The sequence below is a fragment of the Streptomyces pratensis genome, from assembly GCF_016804005.1.
Classification (GTDB): Bacteria; Actinomycetota; Actinomycetes; order Streptomycetales; family Streptomycetaceae; genus Streptomyces; species Streptomyces pratensis_A.
The window spans coordinates 2,892,134-2,915,956 of the sequence record NZ_CP051486.1 but is presented as its reverse complement, the minus strand read 5'-3'; the positions used below and the strand labels follow the sequence as shown (position 1 = coordinate 2,915,956).

The 23,823-nt window shown below is 74.4% G+C and carries 5 protein-coding genes; 1 reads left to right on the top strand and 4 read right to left on the bottom strand.

The window, feature by feature from the left end; all coding sequences use genetic code 11:
• Positions 1 to 39: 39 nt before the first annotated feature.
• Together HED23_RS12435 and HED23_RS12430 are read right to left on the bottom strand one after the other, a co-directional pair.
• Complete coding sequence (locus HED23_RS12435; protein WP_203183469.1) at positions 40 to 2,550, bottom strand: FtsX-like permease family protein; 2,511 nt, start codon at positions 2,548 to 2,550, stop codon at positions 40 to 42.
• A complete protein-coding gene (locus tag HED23_RS12430) occupies positions 2,550 to 3,353 on the bottom strand; it encodes an ABC transporter ATP-binding protein (RefSeq protein ID WP_203183468.1) in 804 nt (267 codons plus the stop codon). The genes HED23_RS12435 and HED23_RS12430 overlap by 1 nt, the downstream gene beginning before the upstream one ends.
• A 650-nt stretch (positions 3,354 to 4,003) precedes the next feature.
• On the opposite strand from HED23_RS12430, the gene HED23_RS12425 reads away from it, so the two are divergent.
• On the top strand, positions 4,004 to 4,252 hold the full coding sequence (locus HED23_RS12425) for a hypothetical protein (RefSeq protein ID WP_203183467.1): 249 nt from the start codon (positions 4,004 to 4,006) through the stop codon (positions 4,250 to 4,252).
• A 101-nt stretch (positions 4,253 to 4,353) separates the two neighbouring features.
• On the opposite strand, the gene HED23_RS12420 is transcribed toward HED23_RS12425, so the two are convergent.
• Positions 4,354 to 8,250 carry a type I polyketide synthase gene (locus HED23_RS12420; RefSeq protein WP_420803072.1) on the bottom strand — a complete coding sequence of 1,299 codons (3,897 nt, stop codon included), beginning with the start codon at positions 8,248 to 8,250 and terminating at the stop codon, positions 4,354 to 4,356.
• Positions 8,247 to 23,777, bottom strand: coding sequence for a type I polyketide synthase (locus HED23_RS12415; protein ID WP_203183465.1), 15,531 nt, complete (start codon positions 23,775 to 23,777; stop codon positions 8,247 to 8,249). The genes HED23_RS12420 and HED23_RS12415 overlap by 4 nt, the downstream gene beginning before the upstream one ends.
• Positions 23,778 to 23,823 lie beyond the last annotated feature (46 nt).

Genomic DNA, 23,823 nt, shown 5'->3' with positions numbered 1-23,823 from the left:
CGTACGGGGGTGCCGGGGACGGCCCGGTTCGGATGCGGCTCACGCGGCCTTCACCGTGTCGACGGCGGGCGTGCGCATGCCGCGCCACGAGGGAAGGAGCGTGGCGCCGAAGACCAGCACCAGGGACCCTCCGACGATGGCGAGGTAGATCCCGGGGGATCCGGAGGGCAGATAGGAGTCGGACTTGACCATGCTGTACGGCACGATGGTGGTCGCCGCGGCGATCGTGCCGAGGACGGTGGCGATGATTCCGATGAGGACGCCCTCGACGGTCAGCATGCCGAGCACCTGGCGGCGCGTCGCGCCCGTCAGCTGCTGGAGGCCGAACTCGGCACGGCGCTTGCGGGTCACCGCCACGAGGGTGTTGACGACGGTGATGGCGGCATATCCGACGATCATGGCGACGATCGTATAGTTCGCGGCGACCAGGATCTGCTGGATCTGGTTGTTCCGGCCGGCCAGTGAGTCGCCGTCGTCCAGTTCGGTGCCGGGCACACCCGCGGCCAGCCCGGCCAGTGCCTCGCGGAGTTCGGGGTGGCCGCCCTGCTCGGAGCGGACCAGGATCTGGTGCGGAAGCCCGTCACTCGTGTGCGGGGCCAGGGTCGCCGCGGGCAGGGTCACGTACTGCTGCTTGGGGTTGTCGGCGTAGAGGGCGACGACGGTGGGGCGTACGGCGGTGCCGTCGCCGAGGCGCAGCGGGAGCCGGTCCCCGACCCCCACGCCGTATTCCTCGGCCTTCTTGTCGGAGAGGGCGACCGTGTCGCCGCGAAGGCCGGACAGGGATCCGGCGACGGGCCGCAGATCGAGGCTCTGCTGCACGCCTTCCGCGGACACGCCCCGCAGTTCGGTGTCGGCACGCCCGTCGGGGGCGTCGACGAAGCCGCGGCTGGTGACGAACTCCGAGGCGGCGGCCACGCCGGGGGCCGCCCGGACCCGGTCGACGACGGCGGGGGCGAATCCGCCCGTGGTGGAGTCGAGGACGTAGTCGGCCAGGACGTTCCGGTCGTAGGAGCTCTGGGAGACGTGGTCCTCGGTGGCCTGCATGTAGAGGGTGCCGGTGGCGATGCCGATGAGCAGGACGATGGGCGCGACGGCACCCGCCATGCGGACGTTCGCCGTGGTGGCGTTGCGCAGGGCGAGCATGCCGGGGATGCCGGAGAAGGCGCGCACCGGCAGGTGCAGCAGGACGACCATCGCCTTGGTGATGCCGGGGGCGAGGAGCGCCAGGCCGATGCAGAACAGCACGGAGGCGGGTCCGGCGGTGCTGGCGAGGGTGGGGCCGTCCTCCATCACCGTGGCGGTGGCGACGGCGAGCCCGATGCCGTTGGCGAGGAAGAACAGCGCGATCAGCAGCCGCGGCACGCTGAACCAACGGGTGCCCACGGCGGACTCGGCCAGGGCGGCGACCGGTTCGGTGCGGGCCGCGCGGCGGCCCGCGAAGCGGGTGGCCCCGGCCGCGGCGAGCACGGTGACGACGGCGCCGACGGCCATCGGCATCCATCCGGCGTGGTAGACGATCGCCGACGAGACGACGCCGCTGGAGGTGAGCACGCCGAAGAGCAGCCGGCCGAGCAGATACCCCGGGTACAGGGCGAGCAGTACCGAAGCCACCGAGAGCACCGCGGTCTCGATGAGGATCATCCGCCGCAGTTGCCGCGGGGTGGAGCCCACGGCCCGCAGCAGGGCCATCTCGCGGGTGCGCTGCTGGAGTGAAAGCCCGAGCGTGGAGGCCACGCCGAACATCACGATCAGCACCACGGACGAGCCGAAGATGGCCGCCAGGATCACGACGGTGCGCTGGCTGGCGAGGGTGCCGGGCAGTTCCGCCAGGCCGCGCCGCTCGCCGGTGAGCACCTCGGCCCGGTCGCCGACTACGGACCGCACCGTGCCGGCGACCGCCGCCGTGTCCGCGCCGTTCTCCGGCAGCACGCCGATCGAGTCGATCCGGCCGCCGGCCAGGGTGCGGGCCTGCTCGTCGCTGAAGAACAGCGCGGCATCGGGATTGCTGTCGCCCCGCTGGCCGGCGACACCGCTGACCGTGAACCGCCGGGTGTCGCCGTTGACGGCGATCTCGACGACGGAGCCCGGTCCCGCACCGGCACGCTCGGCGAGCCCGGAGTCGAGTACGACCTCGCCGCCGGCGACGGGGGAGGCGCCGGCGGCGAGGGTATAGGGGGTGAGCCGGGCACCGGCCCAGCCGTGACCGTACGAGGCGTCCTCGCCGGTCAGCGCCTTGCCGTCCTTGAGGACGGTGGCGGGGAAGGACACGTCGCCGACGGCGTCGCGGACGCCGTCCGCACGGGCCACCTCACCGACCAGCGCCGGGTCGATGCGGTGCCGTTCGGTCAGGGCGGCGCCGTCGTAGGACTGTTCGCCGGTGACGACGACAGGGGCGCCGTTCAGACGCAGCGGGTCGGCGGCCATCCGGACGCCGGTCTCCATCAGGCCGCCGCAGCCGATGACGATCGCGGCGCCGAGGAACATGGCGAGGAAGGTCGCGACGAAACTGGTCCGCCGGAACTTCAGGGTGCGCAGGGCGAGCCGCCACATCAGTACAGCCCTCCGGACGTCACCGGTGCGGTCTGCTGGCGGTTCTCGTCCTCCCAGGCACCGAGCCGTGTCATCCGCGCCGCGACCGCGTCGGCCGTCGGCCGGTGCAGTTCACCGGCGAGGGCGCCGTCGGCGAGGAAGACGACCCGGTCGGCGTACGAGGCGGCCACCGGGTCGTGAGTGACCATGACCAGGGTCTGGCCGGCCGTGTCGACGGACTCGCGCAGCAGGGAGAGCACGGCCGCCGCGGTACGGGTGTCCAGCGCTCCGGTGGGCTCGTCCGCGAAGACCACGGCGGGCTGGGTGACCAGGGCGCGCGCGATGGCGACGCGCTGCTGCTGGCCTCCGGACAGCTCGGACGGCAGGTGGCCGAGGCGGTCGGCGAGGCCCACGCGCTGGACGACGGTGCGGATCAGGTTCTTGTCGGGACGCTTGCCGGCGAGTTGCAGCGGCAGGGTGATGTTCTGCATCACCGTCAGGGCGGGCAGCAGGTTGAACGACTGGAAGATGAAGCCGATCCGGTCGCGGCGGAGCATGGTCAGCTGGGTGTCGTCCAGGCCGGCGAGGTCGGTGCCGCCGACGGTGACTGTTCCGGAGGTGGGCCGGACCAGGCCTGCGGCGCAGTGCAGGAAGGTGCTCTTGCCGGAACCGGAGGGTCCCATCACCGCTGTGAAGGTGGCGTCGGCGAAGCTCATGGAAAGGTCCCGGAGCGCGGCCACCTGGCTGTCCGCTCGTCCGTAGATCTTCGACACGGTGTCCAGCCGTACCGCCTCCGACCGGCGGAGGTCATGTGATGTGTGCATCGGGCTCTCCAATGAAATGACGCGCTTCGAACGCGGTGTCTGCGGATCAGATTAGGAGGATCAGGACCGCTGCACATTGGCCTTATACAGCCGATTCGAGGTAGAGGTTTCTCCACCCCCGGACCACATGTATGTGGAGTCGTGCGACGGTTTTATGTCATGGCGCATATTGCGTCTTGTTGCCGGAACCGGATCCGGCGGTGAGCCGGGTGCAGGTGTTCCACACCGCGGATGAGCCGGGCCGGCCGGGCCCGGCGGCCGGAGGAAGCCGTCGCCGATGGACCCTGACCTGGTGTCGACGGCCAGGAGGCACCCGGCCGGGTCCAGCAGGGAGCCACGGGGATCCCCCGCCCGCCCGCGACGGACACGGAGCGGAAATGAATAGGATGCGGCGCATTTCTTCGCGACTATTACTGACGCTCTGTCAAGGTGGTAGAAATACCCGTAGGCCAGTACACCTGTCGACCCCATGTCCGAATCGTTTACCCCACCGCAAAAATGCGGTCACCGCCAGTGCCACGGTGTGGACTAAGGGGTAACGTCGACGTATCCGAAAAACCGTCGAGGGATAGGATTCTCTGTGTCCAGGACAGCCGGCATCCCCACGGCCGAGAGGCATTACGGCACCGCACACGCAGGGTCGGTGCGGCATGGGGCGTGACCACGGGCTGATCGCGAGCGTGCAGCCCGACGGGTACCTGGAACTCTTCGTACCGCTCACCGGAAAACGCCACAGATGCGGTCCTCGCGGCACGACGATGTGGCTGGCCCTGCAGCGCAGTGACTGGCAGACGGAAGTGGCCGCGGAAGAAATCGCCGTGCGATTGGGTGTGGATCCGGACAGTATTCGCTGCGATATCGAAGCATGGATGTCGCATTTCCGTGAGGCGGGTGAGTGACCGAGCCGCGGGGCGGCGGCCTGTCGGCCGCCGCGTCCCGCGGCGGGTTTCGGTGGTTCGTCTGCGGCACGGCCGGCGGTCGCCTTCCGGCGCGCTCCGTGTCAGGCCGCCGTGATGCCGGAGAGCCACTTCTCCACCGCTCCGGCGGTGGACTCGGCCCTGTCCTCCATGATCGTGAAGTGCGTACCGGGCACCTCCGCGAGTTCGTGCGTACCGTCCCAGACCGCCTGCCAGCCGTCGAGGCCGGGCGCGAAGGGCTCCTCGGGCCGGACGAACAGCACCGGAGCGGTCAGCGCGCCAGGCAGGCAGTCCGGGATCAGACCGCTGTAGCGGCTCATCGCGGCGAGGCGCGCGGTGCCGAAGCCGCCCACCGACGACTCCCGGTCGAGCATGCCGTTGAACATCTCCCGCCGAAGGTGTTCGGTGCCGTCGTCGGCGAGCAGATAGGTGTCCAGCAGGACCACGCCGGAAGCCGGCCGGCCGGCCTTCTCCATCGCCTCGGCCGCCGCGTGGGCGAACTGCCCGCCTGAGGAGTAGCCGAGGAGCACATAGGGCCGTCCGTCCGCGCAGGCCCGCCGGATGCCCTCGGCCACGACCTCCACGACCGCCGCGACGGAGCGCGGCAGCGGCTCCCCGGGTACGAAGCCGGGCACGTCCGGCACGAGTACGTCGCGTCGGCCGTGGAAGTGCCGGGCGAAGCGCACGTACTGGTGGGCGCCGCCCAGCGCCATCGGGGAGGGCAGGCAGAGCAGGCGGGGCCCCTCGTCTCCCGTGGACAGACGGACGGGATCGCTCACGTCGCCGAACTCGGCCACCGAGGAGAAGCCCGGCAGGATGTCCGCAGCGCTGTGCAGCAGCGTCATGGCTCGATCCCAGCCGCCCCCGGCCGCCGCGAGCCGCACCAGCCCGCTGACCGATTCGATGTCGTCGTCCGCCGGCTCGGGGGCGCCTCCCCCCGCGAGGCGCTCGCGCAGGTGGCCGGCGAGCGCGACGGGCGTGCGGTGGTCGAAGACGGCCCCGGCCGCGACGGTGACGCCGAGCGCCTGGCCGAGGGCTCCGCGCAGATCGGCCGCGGAGACCGAGTCCATCCCGATCTCCAGGAAGGCGTCGTCGGGTTCGACGGCCTCCGGTCCCTCGTGTCCGAGGATCGCGGCGGCCTGAGCCCGCACCAGGTCGGCCAGCAGTGCCTCCTGCTCGGCCTCGGGGGCCGCCGCCAGCCGCTCCCGCAGGCCATGGGCGTCCGGGGCCGCGGCGGGAGCGACGAGGGGTGCGACGGCAGGCTGCGCGGTGGGCCGGTCCAAGGTGAGGGGGACGTCGGCATTCAGCCAGAACCGTTCGTGCCGGAACGCGTAGGTGGGCAACTCGGCGCGGGCCGTGCCGGGGAAGAGCGCCGCCCAGTCCGGGGAAAGGCCGTCGGCGTGCAGCCGGGCCAGCCCGGAGAGCAGGGCCGCCGGTTCGGCGCCGTGGCGCCGTCCCAGGGCCACGAAGGCCGCGTCGCCCTCGCCGACGCACTCCCGGACCAGCCCGGTCAGAACGGCGTCGGGACCGACCTCGACGTAGCGGGTGACCCCTGCCCCGGCGAGGGCGGCGACGGCGTCGGCGAACCGGACGGTGCCACGCACGTGGCGTACCCAGTAACGCGGGTCGCGCAGCTGGTCGCCGGTGGCGGGGCGTCCGGTGAGCGCCGAGACCACGTCGGCACGGGGTTCGTGGAAGGTCAGCCGCTCGACGACCGCCTGGAAGTCGTCGAGCATGGCGTCCATCAACGGGGAGTGGAAGGCGTGCGAGACGCTGAGCCGCTTGGTCTTCTCGAACTTCGCGGCGGCGGAGAGGACCGCCTCGCGCTCCCCGGACAGGACGACCGCCGCGGGTCCGTTGACCGCCGCCAGGCCCACCCGTTCGTCCAGCAGCGGGCGCACCTCGTCCTCGCCCGCCTGCACCGCCACCATCGCACCGCCCTCGGGCAGTGCCTGCATGAGCCGGCCGCGTGCGGCGACCAGGGTGCAGGCGTCGGCCAGGTCCAGCACTCCGGCGACGTGGGCGGCGGCGATCTCGCCGACGGAGTGCCCGGCCAGCACGTCGGGCCGTACCCCCCAGGACTCCAGCAGCCGGAAGAGGGCAACCTCGTAGGCGAACAGGGCGGTCTGCGCGTACTGGGTGCGGTGCACCGCCTCGGGGTCGTCGCCGCTCAGCACGCCCGCCAGGTCGAGGCCGAGGTGAGCGTCGACGGCGTCGAACGTCTCGGCGAACACCGGGTAGCAGGAACGCAGTTGGAGTCCCATACGGGGGCGCTGGGCGCCCTGCCCGGTGAACAGGAAGGCGGTGCGGCCACCGGTGAGTGCCCGGCCGGTGACGGCGGCGGCCGACGGACGTCCGGTGGCGAGGGCGTCCAGGCCGGCCCGGAGCTGCTCCCGGTCGCCGCCGACGACGGCGGCCCGGTGTCCGAACGCCGCGCGCCGGGTGCCCAGGGCCCGCGCCACGGCGGACAACGGCAGGTCGGGGCGGGCGTCGAGAAAGTCGCGCAGCCGCTCGGCCTGTGCGGGGAGGGCGCGCGCGGAACGGGCGGAGAGGGGCAGCATCACGGCCGGTGCGAGGGGTTCGGCCTCGGTGTGGGGGGAGGCGTCCTCGTCGGGCGCCTCCTCCAGGATCACATGCGCGTTGGTCCCACTGATCCCGAACGACGACACCCCCGCACGACGGACCCGCTCACCCCGCACCCACGGACGCTCCTCCTCCAGCAACCGGACCCGCCCCGCACCCCACTCCACCTTCCGCGACGGCTCACCCACATGCAACGTCCGGGGCAACACCCCCTCCCCCAACGCCAACACCATCTTCATCACACCCGCCACACCCGCAGCCGCCTGCGTATGACCGATGTTCGACTTCACCGACCCCAACCACAACGGACGCCCCTCCGGACGATCCTGACCATACGCAGCCAACAACGCCTGCGCCTCGATCGGATCCCCCAACTCCGTCCCCGTACCATGCGCCTCCACCACATCCACATCAACCGCCGACACCCCCGCCGACACCAACGCCTGCCGCAACACCCGCTGCTGCGACGGACCATTAGGAGCCGTCAGACCATTCGACGCACCATCCTGATTCACCGCACTACCCCGCACCACCGCCAACACCCGATGCCCCGACCGCCGCGCGTCCGACAACCGCTCCAACACCAGCACACCGAGTCCTTCGGAGAATCCGGTGCCGTTCGCGTCGTCGGAGAAGGAGCGGCACCGGCCGTCCGGGGAGAGCGCGCCCTGCCGGCTGAACTCGACGTAGGTGCCCGGTGAGGCCATGACCGTCACTCCGCCGGCCAGTGCGAGGGTGCACTCGCCCTGGCGCAGTGCCTGCGCGGCGAGGTGGAGTGTGACAAGGGAGGAGGAGCAGGCGGTGTCGACGGTGAGGGCGGGACCCTCCAGACCGAGGGCGTAGGCGACCCGGCCCGAGACGACGCTGCCGGAGCCGAAGCTGCCGAAGTAGTCGTGATACATGACACCCGCGAACACCCCGGTGGGGCTGCCGCGCAGCGACGTCGGATCGATACCGGCGTGCTCCAGCGCCTCCCAGGCCCCTTCCAGCAGCAGCCGCTGCTGCGGGTCCATCACCAGTGCCTCGTGCGGGGAGATGCCGAAGAACGCGGCGTCGAAGTCGGCGGCGTCGTAAAGGAATCCGCCTTCGCCCGTGGAGGAGCGGCCCGGGGTGCCGGGCACCGGGTCGTGCAGGTCCGGGTCCCACCCGCGGTCCTCGGGGAACGTGCCGATGCCGTCGCGGCCCTCGGCGACGAGGCGCCACAGGTCCTCGGGCGAGCGGACTCCGCCCGGGTAGCGGCACGCCATGCCCACGATCGCGATCGGTTCACGGGCCGCGGCGGTCTGAGCCCGGTTGCGCTCCCGCAGCCGCTCGATCTCCTTGAGCGAGGCGCGCAGCGCCTCGACCATCCTGGTGTCCGGCTTCTCGGACTCGGCCATGGGTCTCTTCCTTCTCAGAGGGCGTCGTCGTCGCCGACGAGGTCGTCGAGCGCCAGGGTGATCAGACTCTCGGCGTCCATCGCGTCGATCGCGGGGCGGCTGGGCGCGTCGTTCGCGGACTGCTCCCGCGCGGGCCGCAGCCCGGCGAGTTCGAGCAGGCTGTCCAGCAGTCCGGCCTCGCGGAGCCTGGCCACCGGGAGGGCGGCCAGGGCGGCGCGGACGGTGTCCTCCTCGCGCGGGCCGTCGGCGGCGGGCGGGGCCAGCTCCTCGGCGAGGTGGCCGGTGAGGGCGGCCGGGCTCGGGTGGTCGAAGACGAGCGTGGCGGACAGCCGCAGCCCGGTCGCCTCGTTGAGCCGGTTGCGGAACTCGACGGCGGTCAGCGAGTCGAAGCCGAGGTCCTTGAAGGGCAGCTCCGCCTCGAACTCCTCGGTCCCGAGCACCTGCCGGGCCTCGTCCCGCACCAGTTCGAGCAGCAGCGCGGTCCGTTCCTCCGGCGTGCGGGCGGCCAGGTCGCGGCGGAGCGCCGCCGAGGCGACGGACGCGGTGGCACCGGTGCGCCGGGGCGCGCGCACCAGGCCGCGCAGCAGCGGGGCGATTCGGCCGGCGTCCCGCGGGGCGCCCAGGTCGAGGCGGGCCGGCAGCAGGACCGGCTCCTCGCGTCCCACCGCGGTGTCGAACAGTTGCAGGCCGGCCGCCGTGTCGAGGGGGAGCACGCCCCCGGAGGCCATGCGCCGGGTGTCGGTGTCGCCGAGGCGGTCGGCCATGCCTCCGCCGCCCGCCCAGGCACCCCAGGCCAGCGAGACGGCCGGCAGCCCCAGGGAGACCCGGTGCGCGGCGAGGGCGTCGAGGAAGGCGTTACCCGCGGCGTAGGCGGCCTGGCCCGGGCTGCCGAACAGGCCGGCCGCGGACGAGAACAGCACGAACGCGGTCAGCGGACGGTCCGCGGTGAGTTCGTGCAGATGCCAGGCTGCGTCCAGCTTGGGCCGCAGCACCGTGTCCAGTCGCCCGGGTGTGAGGGACGTGAGGACGGCGTCGGCGAGGACACCTGCGGTGTGCACCACCGCGGTGACGGGGTGGTCGTCCAGGACGCGGGCGAGGGCGGCGCGGTCGGCGGCGTCGCAGGCGACGAGCGTGATCTGCGCACCGAGGGCGGTCAGTTCCTCCCGCAGTTCCCCGGCGCCCGGGGCGTCGGCCCCGCCTCGGCTGAGCAGGACGAGCCGGGTGGCGCCGTGTCCGGTGACCAGGTGGCGGGCCACCTCCCGGCCGAGAGCGCCGGTACCGCCGGTGATCAGCACGGTGCCCGTCCAGTCGGCCTGGGCGTGCCCGTCCCGGCGTGGGGCGCGGACGAGCCGTGGGGCGGCAACCGTCCCCTTACGGAGCACCAGTTGGGGTTCGCCGGAGGCGACGGCGGAGGGCAGCAGGCGGCGGGATGCGTCGGTGTCGTCGAGGTCGGCGAGGACGATCCGGTCGGGGTGCTCGGACTGGGCCGAGCGGATGAGGCCCCACGCGGCGGCGGCACCGGGGTCGGTGACTGCCGCGGCGTCGGGGCCGGCGGCACCCCTGGTGGTGACGACCAGGCCGGTGGCCGCGAACCGCTCGTCGGCCAGCCAGTCCTGCACCGTGGCGAGCATCCGCCGGACGCCGGCCCGGATCTCGTCGGGGTTTTGTCCGCCGGGGTGCGGGACGACCAGGGTGTCGGGGGCCAGGGCGGCGGCCTCGGACAGTCCGGTGACGGTCGTGACCTCGGCGATCTCCCCGCCGAGCGCGGCGGCCAGCTCCTCGTGGCCGGAGCCGAGTACTGCCCACCGGCCGGCCTGTGGGGCGGTGGGAACCGCGACGGGCACCCAGTCGAGGGCGAACAGGTCCTCGTGCCCGCCGTCGGCCTGCGCGGCGATCCGCGCGGGGTCGACCTCCCGCAGCGCCAGCGACGCGACCCGGGCCACGGGCCGGCCGTCGGAGTCGGCGGCGTCGATGCGTACGGCGCCGGAGTCCAGCGGTGCGATCCGCACCCGCAGGGCGGTCGCGCCTGCGGCGTGCAGTTCGACGCCGCTCCAGGCGAACGGCAGCGCCATCCGCTCCGGGGCCCCGGCGCGCAGTCCGATGGCGTGCAACGCGGAGTCGAGCAGCGCCGGGTGCAGTCCGAAGGGGGCACCGTCGGTCTCGACGGCGACCTCGGCGTACACCTCGTCACCGAGGCGCCAGGCGGCGCGCAGTCCCTGGAAGCGGGGCCCGTACTCGGCGCCCAGTGCGGCGAGCCGGTCGTAGACGTCGTCCAGGTCGACGGGTTCGGCGCCGGCCGGCGGCCAGGACGTGAGGTCGTGTGCGGGTTCCGGGTCCGCCGGGCGCAGCACACCGGTTGCGTGGGTGGTCCACGGGTCGCCGTCGGCCGCCGCGTACACGGTGAAGTCCCGGGCGCCTCCGGCGTCCGGTTCGCCGGCGGTGGCCTGGATGCGAACGCTGCCCTGCGCCGGCAGCACCAGCGGTTCGGCGACGGTCAGTTCCTCCACCACGGGGCAGTCAAGCCCCGCACCGGCGGCGAGGGCCATCTCGACGAACGCCGTGCCCGGCAGCAGCGGTACACCGCCGACGGCGTGGTCGGCCAGCCACGGCTGGGCGGAGAGCGAGAGCCGGCCGGTGTGCAGGGCCGCGTCCGCGTCGGCGCGTTCCACGGCGGCGCCCAGCAGCGGGTGGCCGACGGCGGGTCCGGGCTGCCCCGGGTCGCCGGTCATCCAGTAGCGGTCGCGCTGGAAGGCGTAGGTGGGCAGGTCCGAGCCGTCACGGTGTGGCAGGAGGTCCGTCCAGTCGACGGTGACGCCGTGCGCGTGCAGCGCGGCGAGCCCGGTGACCAGCGCCTCGGTCTCCTCGCGGTCCCTGCGCTGGAGCGCGACGACGGCGGCCGTGTCCTCGGGCAGGCAGTCACCGGCGGCGGCGGTGAGCGCGCTGCCGGGTCCGACCTCGGCGAAGTGCCGGGCCCCCGCGTCGTGCAGGGCGGACACGGCGTCGGCGAAGCGGACCGCCTCGCGCGCGTGCCGTACCCAGTAGTCGGGAGTGGACAGTTCGTCGGCGGCCGCGGGGGCGCCCGTGAGGGTGGACACCAGCGGGATGCGCAGCGACCCGTACGACAGCGACTCGGCGACCTCGCGGAACTCCTGGAGCATCGGTTCCATCAGGGCCGAGTGGAAGGCGTGGCTGACGGCCAGTTCCTTGCTCCGGTCGAAGCGGGCGGCGAGGGCGCGGGCCGGGCCGGCCGGGCCGGAGACCACCACGGACCCGGGTCCGTTGACGGCGGCGAGGCCGACCCCGTCCCCGAGCAGCGGCGCGACCTCGTCCTCCGTGGCGCGTACGGCGATCATGACGCCGCCGGCGGGGAGAGCCTGCATCAGGCGGCCCCGGGCGGCGACGAGCCGGCAGGCGTCCTGGAGGCCGAGGACACCCGCCACGTGGGCGGCGGCGAACTCGCCGACGGAGTGTCCGGCGAGCAGGTCCGGCCTGACACCGAACGATTCCAGCAGCCGGAACAGGGCCACCTCGAAGGCGAACAGGGCGGGCTGGGTGTACTCGGTGCGCTCCAGCAGTCCGGCGGAGCCGAGTACGTCGCCGAGCGGCCGGTCCAGCAGCGGGTCCAGGTGGGCGCGGACCTCGTCGAAGGCGGTGGCGAAGGCGGGGAACGCGGCGCCGAGCCGGGCACCCATGCCGGGCAGTTGGGAGCCCTGGCCGGAGAAGAGCAGGGCGAGCTTGCCGTCGGTCGCCCGGCCGGTGGTGCCGACGGGAGGTGTGCGGCCCTCGGCCAGCGCCCGCAGCCCGGCGGTCAGGTCCTCGCGGGTGTGCCCGACGACGGCGGCGCGGTGGCCGAGTGCGGTACGGGCGTGGGCGAGGGCGCCGGCGATCCGGTGCGGGCCTGCGTCCGGATGGCCGGTCAGGTGGTCCAGAAGCCGGCCGGCCTGGGCCCGGAGGGCCTGGGGCGTGTGTCCGGACAGCAGCCACGGAACGGCTCCCACCGCTGGCCCGGCGGACGGCGTGGCGGGGGCGGAGGGCCCGGCGGACGGCGTGGCGGGGGCGGAGGGGGCGGAGGGCGGCGCCTCCACGATCACGTGGGCGTTGGTGCCGGAGATGCCGAAGGAGGAGATGCCCGCGCGGCGCGGGCGGCCCGGGTCCGGCCACGACAGGGACTCGGTCAGCGGACGGACGTTGCCGCCCTCCCACTCCACGTGCCGGGACGGGGTGTCGATGCCGAGGCTGGCCGGCAGGGTCTCGTGGTGGATCGCCTGGACCATCTTGATGACACCGGCGACTCCGGCGGCGGCCTGGGTGTGGCCCAGGTTGGACTTGACCGAGCCGAGCCACAGCGGGCGTTCCTCGGTGTGCTCCGCGCCGTAGGTGGCGATCAGCGCCTGGGCCTCGATGGGGTCGCCGAGGGTGGTGCCGGTGCCGTGCGCCTCGACCACGTCGACGTCGGCCGCGCCGACACCCGCCGCCTCCAGGGCGCGGCGGATGACGCGCTGCTGCGCGGGCCCGTTGGGGGCGGTGATGCCGTTGGAGGCGCCGTCCTGGTTGACGGCGGTGCCGCGGAGCACGGCGAGGATCGTCCGGCCGTTGCGGCGGGCGTCGCTGAGCCGCTCCAGCAGCAGCACACCTGCTCCCTCGCCGAAGCCGGTGCCGTCGGCGGCGTCGGCGAAGGGGCGGCAGCGGCCGTCGCCGGAGAGGCCGCGGTGCCGGCTGAACTCCACGAACGTGCCCGGGGTGGCCATGACGGTCACTCCCCCGGCCAGGGCCAGGGAGCAGTCTCCCTGGCGCAGCGCCTGGGCGGCCAGGTGCAGGGCCACGAGCGAGGAGGAGCAGGCGGTGTCGACGGACAGGGTCGGCCCTTCCAGGCCCAGGGTGTAGGCGACCCGGCCGGAGACGACGCTGCCGGAGCCGAAGCTGCCGAAGTAGTCGTGGTACATGACGCCCGCGAAGACGCCGGTGTCGGAACCGCGCAGGGTGGCCGGGTCGATGGAGGCCCGTTCCAGGGCCTCCCAGGAGGTCTCCAGCAGCAGCCGCTGCTGCGGGTCGGTGACGAGAGCCTCCTCCTCGTCCATGCCGAAGAAGGCCGGGTCGAAGTCGGCCGCGCCGTACAGGAAGGCTCCGTGCCGGGTGTAGCTGGTGCCCGGCCGGTCCAGGGTGGGGTCGTACAGGGTCTCGATGTCCCAGCCTCGGTCGGTGGGGAACTCCCCCACGGCGTCACGGCCTTCGGCCACGAGGCGCCACAGCTCCTCGGGGGAGGAGACGTCGCCCGGGAAGCGGCAGGCCATGCCGACGATGGCGATGGGTTCGTCGGTCGCGGTCCGTGCCGTGGTGGCGGGCGCGGCCCGGTCGAGTGCGCCGGTCAGTTCGCCCAGCAGGTACCGGGCGAGTTCGGCGGGGGTGGGGTGGTCGAAGACCAGGGTGGCGGGCAGCCGCAGTCCGGTCGTGGCGGCGAGTCCGTTGCGCAGTTCGACCGCGGCCAGCGAGTCGAAGCCCAGCTCGCGGAAGGGCAGCGTGCGGCTGACGTCCTGGGCGGAGCGGTAACCGAGGATGGTGGCGACCCGGCTCTGCACGAGTTCGGTGAGGAACGGCTCGCGCTCCGGCTCCAGCAGCCCCGCGAGCCGGTCGCGCAGCGAGTCGGCGCCGCCGGTGGCCGCGTGGCCGGCGGTGGCACGGCGTACGGGCACCAGGCCGCGGAAGAGCGGGGCCAGGGCGTCCGCCTGGCCGCGCAGCGCCGCGGTGTCCAGCCGGACCGGGATGACGACGGGGTCGGTGCCGCGCAGAGCGGCGTCGAACAGGGCGAGCCCCTCGTCGGTCGGCAGCGGGGCGACACCGCCACGGGCGATCCTTGCCCGGTCGGTCTCGTCGAGGGTGCCGGTCATGCCGCTCGCCTGGGCCCACAGGCCCCAGGCCAGGGAGTGCGCGGGCAGGCCGAGGGTGTGCCGGTGGGCGGCGAGGGCGTCGAGGTAGGCGTTGGCGGCGGCGTAGTTGCCCTGGCCCGGGGAGCCGAGGGTGGCGGCGGACGAGGAGAAGAGCACGAACGCCGACAGGCCGAGGTCGGCGGTGAGTTCGTGCAGGTTCCACGCGGCGTCGACCTTGGGCCGGAAGACCGCGTCGACGCGTTCGGGGGTGAGGGAGCCGAGCACGCCGTCGGCGAGCACGCCGGCCGCGTGGATCACGGCGGTCAGCGGCCGGTCGGCGGGCAGATCGGCCAGCACCCCGGCGAGGGCGTCGCGGTCGGCGGCGTCGCAGGCGACGCTGGTGACCTCGGCGCCCAGCCCGGTCAGCTCGGTGACCAGACCGGAGTCGGCGCCGCTGCGGCTGAGCAGCAGCAGGTGGCGTACGCCGCGGTCGCCGGCCAGGTGGCGGGCGATGATCCCGCCGAGGGCGCCGGTCGCACCGGTCAGCAGGACGGTGCCGGAGCCGAGGCCGGGGTCGGCTCCGGTAGTGGTCCCGGCGTCCGGGACGGCGGCTTCGACGTCCGGGGCGGCCGCTTCGGCATCCGGGGCGGTGGCTTCGGCGTCCGTACCCGGGACACGGGCCAGGCGCGGCACGTGCCAGGTGCCGTCGCGCAGCGCCAGGTGCGGTTCGCCGCTGGCGACGGCCTCGGCGAGACGGTCTGGGCCGGGGTGCGTCCCGCTCTCGACCAGGACGATGCGGCCGGGGTTCTCGGACTGGGCCGAGCGGACCAGCCCGCCGACCGCGGCGCCGGCCGGGTCGGTTCCGGTGACGACGACGAGGGTGCCGTCGCCGTCCTGTTCGTCGGCGAGCCGGTCCCGCAGCCCGTCGAGGACGGTGGCGACGGCGGCGCGCGTCTCGGCGGCGCCCACGCCCGCCGGGGCACGCAGCGCCTCCCCGTCCCACGGTGTGCCCCCGGCTCCTGCCGGGGCGGGCGCGGGGACCCAGTCGACGCGGTGCAGCGCGCCGGCCCGGGCGGACCTGGCGGCCGCGTCCAACACGTCTGTGCGCAACGGGCGCAGGGTGAGGGAGTCGACCGTGGCGACGGGGGCGCCGGCCGGGTCGGCCAGGGTGAGGGCGACGGTGCCCTCGCCGGTGGCGCGGACCTTCACGCGCAGCGCGGTGGCTCCGGTGGCGTGCAGCCGTACCCCGGACCAGACGAACGGCAGCAGAGCCTGGTCGCCGGCGGCGTCGGTGAGGCCGACTGTGTGCAGGACGGCGTCGGAGAGGGCAGGGTGCAGCCCGAAGCCGTCGACGGGTGCCTCGGTGGCGACCTCGGCGTACACGGCGTCCTGGGTCCGCCAGGCGGCGCGCAGCCCCTGGAACAGCGGGCCGTAGCCGAGTCCGAGGGCGGCGAGCTCGTCGTACAGGCCGTCGAGCGGCACCGGTTCGGCGTCGCGCGGCGGCCAGGAGGTGAGTGGCTCGACGACGGCCGGGAGAGTGCCGGTCGGAGCGAGCAGGCCGTCGGCGTGCCGTGTCCAGGGGAGTTCCTCGTCGGTGCTCTCCGGACGGGACCAGAGGGTCAGCGGGCGGGTCCCGCCGTCTGGCGGTCCGACGACGGCCTGGAGCTGGACGGCTCCGTGGTCGGGCAGGACCAGTGGGGCGTGGAGGGTGAGTTCGGCCAGGTCGCCGCAGCCGACCTGGTCGCCCGCACGCAGGGCGAGTTCGAGGTGTCCGGTGCCGGGGAACAGCAGCCTGTCCCCGACCCGGTGGTCGTTCAGCCAGGGGTGTGTGCTCGCCGAGAGCCGGCCGGTGAGGACGGCCTCCTCGCTTCCGGCCCGTGCGATGGCGGCGCCGAGCAGGGAGTGGTCGGTGGCCTCGAGGCCGGCGGAGGTGACGTCGGCGCCGGTGGCGGTGCTGTCGAGCCAGTACCACTCACGCTGGAAGGCGTACGCCGGCAGGGGGACCGGTCGGGCGCGGCGGCCCTCGGCGACCGCGGCCCAGTCGACGCCGGCGCCGTGGGTGAAGGCCTCCCCCAGGGCGACGAGCAGCCGGTCCCGGCCGCCCTCGTCGCGGCGCAGCGAGCCGACCGCGGCGACCGCGTCGTCGGTCTCCTGGATACCGACGGTCAGCACCGGGTGGGGACTGGACTCCACGAACAGTGTGTGGCCTCCGGCGACGGCGCCACGTACGGCCTGCTCGAACAGCACGGTGCCGCGGAGGTTGGTGTACCAGTACTCGGCGCCGAGCTCGGCGGTGTCGATCGGGGCGCCGGTGACGGTGGAGTAGAAGGGCACGTCGGTGCTGCGCGGTTCGATGCCCGCGAGGTCCTCGGCGAGGCGTTCACGCAGGGACTCCACGTGGGCGCTGTGGGAGGCGTAGTCCACGGGCAGCCGTTTGGCGCGGACCTTCTCGGCGCGCAGCCGTTCGAGGAGCTCGTCGAGGGCGTCGGAGTCCCCGGAGACGACGGTGGAGGCGGTGCCGTTGACCGCGGCGACCGAGAGCCGGCCGCCCCAGGCCGTGAGCCGGTCGCGGACCACTTCGGCGCCCTCCCCCACGGACATCATGCCGCCGGATCCGGACAGCAGTTCGGCGATGGCCTGGGAGCGCAGGGCGACCACGCGCGCGCCGTCCGCCAGGGAGAGCGCGCCGACGGCGCACGCCGCGGCGATCTCGCCCTGGGAGTGACCGATGACGGCGGCCGGGGTGACGCCGTAGCCGCTCCAGGTGTGCGCCAGGGACACCATCACCGCCCACAGCAGGGGCTGGACGACGTCGACCCGGTCGAGGCCGCCTCGCAGTTCGGTGGCGAAGTCCCAGTCCGTCCAGGGCTCCAGGGCGGCGGCGCACTCGGCCATGCGGGCAGCGAACACCGGTGACCCGTCGAGGAGTTCCGTGGCCATGCCGGACCACTGCGAACCCTGGCCGGGGAAGACGAAGACGGGGCGGGCCCGTCCGGCGGCGGTGCCCACGGCGAGGTTGCGGGCGGTGGCGCCGTCGGCCAGTGCGGCGAGCGCCCCGCGCAGTCCGGCGGGGTCGGTGCCGGTGACGGCGGCACGGTGCGCGAAGTGGGCGCGGCCGGTCGCCAGCGACCAGCCGACGTCGCGGGGGTCGAGCTCGGGGTTCGCGTCGAGGTGGCCGAGCAGCGCGGCGGCCTGTCCGGCGAGCGCTGCGGGCGACTTCGCCGTGAGCAGCCACGGGACGGCCTGTCCCGGCGCCTCGGGACCGGGCGCCGCGGCGGGCTCCGCGGCCGCCGGAGCCTGTTCGAGGATGACGTGGGCGTTGGTGCCGCTGATCCCGAAGGACGACACCCCGGCGCGGCGCGGCCGGCCGGCCCGGGGCCAGGGCCGCTCCTCGGTCAGCAGGCGCACCTGCCCGGCCTCCCAGTCGACCTTGCCGGACGGCTCGTCGACGTGCAGGGTCCTGGGCAGGCTGTCGTGCCGCATCGCCATGACCATCTTGATCACACCGGCGACACCGGCGGCGGCCTGGGTGTGCCCGATGTTGGACTTGACCGACCCCAGCCACAGCGGCCGGTCCTCGGGCCGGTCCTGTCCGTAGGTGGCCAGCAGGGCCTGCGCCTCGATCGGGTCACCGAGGGTCGTACCGGTGCCGTGCGCCTCCACCACGTCGACGTCGGCGGTGGTGAGGCGGGCGTTCTCCAGGGCCTGGAGTATGACGCGCTCCTGGGACGGGCCGTTGGGCGCGGTCAGGCCGTTGGAGGCACCGTCCTGGTTGACGGCGGTCCCTCGGACGACGGCGAGGACCGGGTGGCCGTTGCGGCGGGCGTCCGACAGCCGTTCGACCACGAGGACACCGACGCCTTCGCCCCACACGGTGCCGCCGGCCGCGTCGGCGAACGCGCGGGTACGGGCGTCGGGGGCGAGGGCGCCCTGCCGGCTGAACTCGATGAAGGTCTCCGGCGTGGCCATGACGGCGACGCCGCCCACCAGCGCGAGCGAGGACTCACCCTGGCGCAGCGACTGCCCGGCCAGGTGCAGCGCCACCAGCGAAGAGGAGCAGGCGGTGTCGACGGACAGCGAAGGGCCCTCCAGGCCGAGGGTGTAGGCGACCCGGCCGGAGATGATGCTGCCGGAGCCGAAGCTGCCGAAGTAGTCGTGGTACTGCACGCCCGCGAACACACCCGTCGGACTGCCCTTGAGGGAGTGCGGGTCGATGCCGGCGTGCTCCAGCGCCTCCCAGGAGGCCTCCAGCAGCAGCCGCTGCTGCGGGTCGGTGACGAGCGCCTCCTTGGGGCTGATACCGAAGAACGCGGCGTCGAACTCGCCCACGTCGTAGAGGAACCCGCCCTCGCCGACGTAGGAGGTGTCGGGGCGCCGCCGCGTGGGGTCGACGACCCGGTCGACGTCCCAGCCCCGGTTGGCGGGGAACGGGGCGATGGCGTCGGTGCCGTCGGCGACCAGCCGCCACAGGTCCTGCGGCGTACGCACGCCTCCCGGGTAGCGGCAGGCCATGCCGACGATCGCCAGCGGTTCGTCGGCGCGTACGCGTCCGGTGCGCCGGGTGCGGCGTACGGCGCCGCCGGCTCCGGCGACCAGGGTGCCGAGGTGGGTGGCGAGCGCCTCGGGCGAGGGGTGGTCGAAGACGAGGGTGGCGGGCAGCCGCTGCCCCGTCTCGGCGGACAGGGAGTTACGCAGTTCGATCGCGGCGAGCGAGTCGAAGCCGAGGTCCTTGAAGGCCCGGTCGGTCTCCACGGCGTCCGGTCCGGCGTGTCCGAGGACGGCGGCCACGTGGGTGCGGACGGTGTGCAGAAGGGCCTCGGCCCTCTCCGTCCCGCCGAGGGCGGCCATGCGCTCCGTGAAACCGGTCCCGTTGCCCTCGGCGGCGGCCTCCCGGCGCACCGGACGCCCGGCCAGGGCGCGCAGGACGGGGGCGAGTCCGCTCCCCTGGGCGCGCAGCGCAGACAGGTCGAGCCGTACGGGGGCCACCGCGGGGCGGCCGGTGCGCAGCGCCCGGTCGAAGAGCGCGGTGCCCTCCTCGGCGGACAGGGGGATCATGCCGCCGCGGGACATGCGGGCGAGGTCGGCCTCGTCCAGGGCGCCGGTCATGCCGCCGGTCGGGGCCCAGGGCCCCCAGGCCAGGGCGAGGGCGGGCGAGCCGTTCGCGCTGCGGTGGGAGGCGAGCGCGTCGAGGCAGGCGTTGGCGGCGGCGTAGTTGCCCTGCCCGGGTGCGCCGACGGTGCCCGCGACGGAGGAGAACAGCACGAACGCGGCGAGGTCCTGGTCCCGGGTCAGCTCGTGCAGGTGGAGGGCGCCGAGTGCCTTGGGGGCGAGGACCGCGTCGAGGCGCTCGGGCGTCAGGGACGACACGACTCCGTCGTCGAGGACCCCCGCGGCGTGCACGACCGCGGTGAGCGGACGGTCCTGTCCGATGACAGCGAGGAGGGCCGCCAGGGCGGCGCGGTCGGCGACGTCGCAGGCGTGCGCGGTGGCGCTCGCGCCGAGTGCGGCGAGTTCGGCGACCAGGCCGTCGGCACGGCCGCCGCGGCTGACCAGGGCGAGGTGGCGTACGCCGTGGGCGGTGACCAGATGCCGGGCGAGTACGGGGCCGAGCCCGCCGGTTGCACCCGTCAGCAGGACGGTGCCCTCGGGGTCGAGGGCCGGGGCAGCCGCGCCTTCGAGCTGCTCGGCGCGTACCAGCCGGGCCGCGCGGGCGGCGCCGGAGCGGACGGCGACCTGCGGTTCGCCGGTGGCGAGAACGGCGGGCAGCAGGACGCCGGGGTCGGTGCCGGGTTCGAGGTCGAGCAGGACGCACCGGCCGGGGTTCTCGGACTGCGCGGAGCGCGCGAGGCCCCACACCGCGGCGCCGGCCAGGTCGGGCACGTCCTCACCGCCGGTGGAGACGGCGCCCCGGGTGACGACGGCCAGCGGGCGGGGGTCGTCGTCCTGGAGCGCGGCGAGCGCGGTGCGCAGCGCGGCGCTCACCGCCTCGGCGTCCGAGCCGGACGGGATCTCCAGCAGCCGGTGGTCGGCGGCGGGCGCCTCGGTGTCGAGCGCCAGCGGCTGCCAGTCGAGGGCGAACAGGGCCTCGTCCGGGGTGTCCTGCCCGGTCGTCAGCCGGGTCAGCGGTCGCGAGGCCAGGGAGTCGACGGTCGCGACGGGGGCACCCGTGGCGTCGGCCAGGTCGACGGCGAAGGTGTGGTCGCCGGCGGGCGTCATGCGGGCTCGCAGGACCGAGGCGCCCACGGCGTGCAGGGTGACGCCCGCGAACATGAACGGCAGCCGGGCGGTGTCGTCTCCGGAGCCGTCGCCGAGCAGGGCGAGGGAGTGCAGGGCGGCGTCGAAGGCGGCGGGATGGAGGCCGAAGCGGGGGGCGTCAGCGGCGGGCCCCTCCGGGAGGCGCACCTCGGCGAGGACCGCGTCGCCGTCCCGCCAGGCGGCGGTCAGGGCGCGGAAGGCGGGCCCGTAGTCCAGGCCGGCGGCGGCGTGCCTCTCGTACAGACCGGCGAGGTCGAGCTCCTCGGCGTCCTGCGGCGGCCAGACGTCCAGAGGTGCGCCGGGGGTCGCGGTGCCGTCGGTGAGCAGACCGGAGGCGTGCAGGGTCCAGGGTGCGTCGGCGGACGGGTTCTCGGCGCGTGCGTAGATCTGGACCGTGCGGGCGCCGGCCGGGTCGGGCGTGCCGACGGCGACCTGGACACGGACGCCGTCGGCGGGCGGCAGCACCAGCGGTATCTCCAGGGCCAGTTCCTCCAGCCGGCCGCAGCCGACCTGGTCGCCGGCGCGGACCGCGAGTTCCACCATGGCGGTGCCGGGCACGACGACGGAGCCGCCGACGACGTGGTCGGCGAGCCAGGGGTGGGTGCGCACGGACAGCCGGCCGGTCAGGACCGCGCCGTCGGAGTCGGCGAGCACGGTGACGGCGCCGAGCAGCGGGTGGTCGGCGGAGTCCAGTCCGACGGAGCCGACGTCGCCGGCCGGGGCGGCCGTCTCGGGCCAGAACCGCTCGCGCTGGAAGGCCGTGGTGGGCAGGTCGACGGTGCGGGCCCCGGTGAACAACGCCTCCCAGCGCGGTCCGGCGCCGTCGGCGTGCAGTTGGGCCAGGGCGGTGAGCAGGGTCTCGGTCTCGTCCCGTCCGCGGCGGGTGGCGGCGGCCAGGACGGCGCCGCCGCCGGCGGGCTCGTCGTCGGCGGCGGCGAGGCACTCGCGGGCCATGGCGGTCAGTACGGCGTCGGGGCCGATCTCCAGGAAGCGGGTCACTCCCTCGGCGGCGAGGGCACGGATCCCGTCGTGGAAGCGGACGGCCTCGCGTACGTGCCGTACCCAGTACTCGGGGGTGCCGATTTCCTGGGTGGCGAGCCGTCCGGTGACGTTGGAGATCACGGGAACGGTCGCCCGGCCGAAGGTCAGGGACGACACCACGGACCGGAACTCGTCCAGCATCGGTTCCATCAGTGGGGAGTGGAAGGCGTGCGACACCTTCAGCCGACGGCTCTTCCCGAAGTGCGCGGCGACCGCCTCGGCCTCGGCGGCCTCGCCGGAGATCACGACGGAGTCCGGCCCGTTGACGGCGGCCACGCCGACCCCGCCGGTGAGCAGGGGACGGACGGCCTCCTCGGTGGCGCGCAGGGCGATCATCGCCCCGCCCTCGGGAAGGGCCTGCATGAGCCGGCCGCGCGCGACCACCAGCGTGGTGGCGTCCGCGAGGTCCAGTACGCCCGCGACGTGGGCGGCGGCGATCTCGCCGACGGAGTGGCCCGCGACGTAGTCGGGTGCGAGGCCCCAGGACTCCACGAGCCGGTACAGCGCCACCTCGAAGGCGAACAGCGCGGTCTGGGTGCGAGCCGTGCGGTTCAGCGGCTCGGGGTCGTCGCCGAGGACCAGATCCCGCAGGTCGCCGTCGCCGGACAGCTCGCAGATCTCGTCGAAGACCCGGGCGAAGACCGGGAAGTGGGCTCGCAGTTCACGGCCCATGCCGGGGCGCTGGGAGCCCTGCCCGGTGAACAGGAAGGCGGTCTGGCCCGTGCGGACGCGGCCGAGCGCGGTGGCCCGGCCGCCCTCGGCGACCCGGGTCACGGCGTCGACCAGCGTGTCCCGGTCGGCGCCGAGCACCACCGCCCGGTACGGGTGGGCGGTGCGGGTGACGGCCAGCGAGTACGCGACGTCCACGGGGTCGGCGTCGGTCACGGCAGCGGCCAGGCGGGCGGCCTGCTCGCGCAGGGCCCGCTCGCTGCGGCCGGAGAGCACCCACGGCACCAGCGCCGGCGCGGTGCGCGGCGCGGGTTCCTCCGCGGGTTCCTCCGCCGGGGCCTCTTCCAGGATGGTGTGGGCGTTGGTTCCGCTGGCGCCGAAGGAGGAGACGGCGGCCCGCCGCGGGCGCCCGGGGTCGGCCCAGGGGCGGTTGGCGGTGAGCAGGCGGACGTTGCCCTGGCTCCAGTCGACCTTGGCGGACGGCTCCTCGGCGTGCAGGCTCCGCGGCAGCACGCCGTGCCGCATCGCCATGACGACCTTGATGATGCCCGCTACGCCCGCGGCGGCCTGGGTGTGGCCGATGTTGGACTTCACCGATCCCAGCCACAGCGGTGCGTCCTGCGGCCGGTCCTGCCCGTAGGCGGCGAGCAGGGCCTGCGCCTCGATGGGGTCGCCGAGCGTGGTGCCGGTGCCGTGCGCCTCCAGCAGGTCGACGTCGGCGGCGGTGAGCTGCGCGCCGGCCAGCGCGGCGCGCACGACCCGCTGCTGGGAGGGGCCGTTGGGGGCGGTCAGGCCGTTGGAGGCACCGTCCTGGTTGACGGCCGAGCCCCGGATGACGGCGAGGACCTCGTGGCCGTTGCGGCGGGCGTCGCTCAGCCGTTCCAGCAGCAGCATGCCGGCGCCCTCGCCCCAGCCGGTGCCGTCGGCCGAGTCCGCGAAGGACTTGCACCGGCCGTCCGGGGCGAGGCCCCGCTGGCGGCTGAAGGCGACGAACGAGTTGGGGGTGGACATGACCGTGGCGCCGCCCGCCAGGGCGAGGGTGCACTCCTTGCCGCGCAGGGCCTGGACGGCGAGGTGCACCGCCACGAGCGCCGACGAGCAGGCGGTGTCGATGGTGACGGCCGGGCCCTCCAGTCCGAGGGCGTAGGAGATCCGGCCGGAGATCACGGCTGCCAGCGCGCCGGTGCCGAGCGCCGCCTCGGAGTCGTGCGGCATCCGTGCCAGCAGGTCCCGGTAGTCCTGGCCGTTGGTTCCGGCGAACACCCCGACCCGGGCGCCGTGCACCGAGTCGGGGGCGATACGGGCGCGTTCCAGCGCCTCCCACGACACCTCCAGCAGCAAGCGCTGCTGGGGGTCCATCGCGAGGGCCTCCCGCGGGCTGATGCCGAAGAAGTCCGGCTCGAACCCCGCGGCGTCGTGCAGGAAGCCGCCGCGCGTGGAGTACGTCTTCCCCGTGGCGTCCGGGTCCGGGTCGTACAGGGCGTCGACGTCCCAGCCGCGGTCCCCGGGGAAGTCCCCGATGGCGTCGGTGCCCTCGTGGACCAGCTGCCAGAACTCCTCGGGCGTGGTGACACCGCCGGGGAAGCGGCAGCTCATTCCGACGATGGCGATGGGTTCCCGGTCCTGGGTCTCCACCTCGCGCAGCCGCTGACGGGTCTGGTGCAGATCGGCGGAGACCCGCTTGAGGTAGGAGAGCAGCTTTTCGTCGTTGGTCATCGGGTGTCGCCACTCCTGTGCGAAGAGGTGGTCCGCGGGCAGGCCG

What these genes read in the sequence shown, in the direction of transcription:
- HED23_RS12430 (WP_203183468.1), bottom strand. Translation starts at nt 3,353, where the DNA reads ATGCACACATCACATGACCTCCGCCGGTCGGAGGCGGTACGGCTGGAC.
- HED23_RS12425 (WP_203183467.1), top strand. Translation starts at nt 4,004, where the DNA reads ATGGGGCGTGACCACGGGCTGATCGCGAGCGTGCAGCCCGACGGGTAC.
- HED23_RS12435 (WP_203183469.1), bottom strand. Translation starts at nt 2,550, where the DNA reads ATGTGGCGGCTCGCCCTGCGCACCCTGAAGTTCCGGCGGACCAGTTTC.
- HED23_RS12415 (WP_203183465.1), bottom strand. Translation starts at nt 23,777, where the DNA reads ATGACCAACGACGAAAAGCTGCTCTCCTACCTCAAGCGGGTCTCCGCC.